The organism is Polaromonas sp., assembly GCF_049790275.1.
Lineage (GTDB): Bacteria > Pseudomonadota > Gammaproteobacteria > Burkholderiales > Burkholderiaceae_C > Polaromonas.
The window spans coordinates 1-1,897 of the sequence record NZ_JBAQYR010000103.1 but is presented as its reverse complement, the minus strand read 5'-3'; the positions used below and the strand labels follow the sequence as shown (position 1 = coordinate 1,897).

The 1,897-nt window shown below is 62.2% G+C and carries 2 protein-coding genes; one reads left to right on the top strand and one right to left on the bottom strand.

Annotated elements, in window-relative coordinates; all coding sequences use genetic code 11:
- The coding region (locus WA904_RS13910; RefSeq protein ID WP_425197718.1) for an NAD-binding protein at positions 1-262 on the bottom strand (262 nt) is incomplete at its 3' end.
- Between the two features lie 68 nt (positions 263-330).
- On the opposite strand from WA904_RS13910, the gene WA904_RS13905 reads away from it, so the two are divergent.
- Complete coding sequence (locus WA904_RS13905) at positions 331-1,374, top strand: CDP-6-deoxy-delta-3,4-glucoseen reductase (protein ID WP_425197717.1); 1,044 nt, start codon at positions 331-333, stop codon at positions 1,372-1,374.
- The last annotated feature ends 523 nt before the right edge of the window (positions 1,375-1,897 follow it).

The window sequence follows — 1,897 nt, the reverse complement described above, 5'->3', positions numbered from 1 at the left end:
GTGCCAGGTGGATCACGCGGGTCGCCAACCCTGCCAGCCGGCGCAAGGTGGCGGGCTGGTCCAGGTTGCCGGCCAGCGGCATGATGTTCCGGGCGCGGAGTTCAGGTCTGCGTTCCGGCGACGAACTCAGTGCCAGCACGCGCACACGCGGCACCAGCAGGCGCGCGGCACGCAGGCCGACATCGCCACAGCCAACGATCAGGACACGCTGCCGGCGAAAGCGTGAAGGCAGGGCGCCAAGGGGACTTTGGTTTGAAGGCAAAATTGGGGGATCTGCTGCAAAGCAGCCAGAGTTTTAAAAAAGCAGGACAACGTTAGAGGATAACCAGTATGACTTTCAACGTCACCGTGCTGCCCAGCGGCCGATCGTTCACCGCCAGCCCGGATGAAGCACTGCTGGCAGCCGCCATTCGCCAGGGCATAGGCATGCCCTATGGCTGCAAGGATGGCGCCTGTGGTTCCTGCAAATGCAAAAAAATCGAAGGCACGGTCGTCCACAGTCCGCACCAGCTCAAGGCGCTGTCGCATGAGGAAGAAGCCGCCGGCTTCATCCTGACCTGCTGCGGCGTGGCGCAAACCGACGTGGTGCTGGAATCGCGCCAGGTGACCGACGAAAGCGCGTTCCCGATCAAGAAAATGCCGACGCGGGTGAACACCATGGCACGCGCCTCGCACGACGTGATGGTGATCCGCCTGCAACTGCCCGCCAGCGATGTCTTCAAGTACCACGCCGGCCAGTATGTGGAGTTTTTGCTGCGCGATGGCGACCGCCGCAGCTATTCCATGGCCAATGCGCCGCACACGCAAATCGACAACCCCGGGGTGGAACTGCACATCCGCCACATGCCCGGCGGCAAGTTCACCGAACACGTGTTCACAGCCATGAAGGAAAAGGAAATCCTGCGCGTCGAGGGGCCTTACGGCAGCTTCTTCCTGCGCGAAGACAGCGACAAACCGATGGTGCTGCTGGCCTCGGGCACAGGCTTTGCGCCCATCAAGGCATTGATCGAACACATGCAGTTCAAGGGCATCACGCGGCCCGCCGTGCTGTACTGGGGCGGTCGCCGCCCGGCCGACCTGTACATGAACGACTGGGTGATGGCCAAAGTGGCCGAGATGCCCAACCTCACTTACGTGCCGGTGATTTCCAACGCGCTGCCGGAAGACAACTGGACCGGCCGCACCGGCTTTGTACACCAGTCGGTGCTGCAGGACTTCCCTGACCTGTCGGGCCACCAGGTCTATGCCTGCGGCGCCCCCATCGTGGTGGACTCGGCCCGCGCCGACTACAGCGCGATCGGCGGTTTGCCTGCTGAAGAGTTTTATGCGGATTCGTTCACGACGGAGGCGGACAAGGCCAAAGCGCTGGCCTGAATTTTTTCGCTGGTATCGCGCTGCGTCCCCGGTTCACCCTGGACAGTAGGACGGACTCCCCACTCCCACCCCTAGCCCCTGCTCTCGCCCCGCTGGGCGATGGAGGGGGACTTCATTTGGCAACGTGTGCGGCACCCGCGTGCATACATGACAGTCCCGTGAGTCCGACATGACGCGCTTCGCGCGTCATGTCTCCCCGCATCCGTTTCCGCTCCCTACCCGTTAGGCTGGGCCGAGGAGCGCAGGTCAAAGCGGATGAGGGCTCGCGATTGTTTGAGCCGCAGGCGAGTTCGAGCGAGACCCCGCTTTGACCGAGCACCGCAGGTTGCCCGGAGCGAAGCGAAGGGACCCAGACTGTCGGGTCGCCTTTTCTTTTGCTTACTTTTCTTTTGGCGACGTGTACGGACCGGACACATGGTGGACAGGTGTGCGGGGACATGGTTGACACTTTCCGGCGAATCAGCCGGGAGGTCCCTATGCCATGGAAAGCACAGAACGTCATGAGTTTGAAGCACGAATTTGT

Bases quoted from the DNA above. Each gene is read 5' to 3' on its own strand.
- WA904_RS13905 (WP_425197717.1), top strand. From the start codon at position 331: ATGACTTTCAACGTCACCGTGCTGCCCAGCGGCCGATCGTTCACCGCC.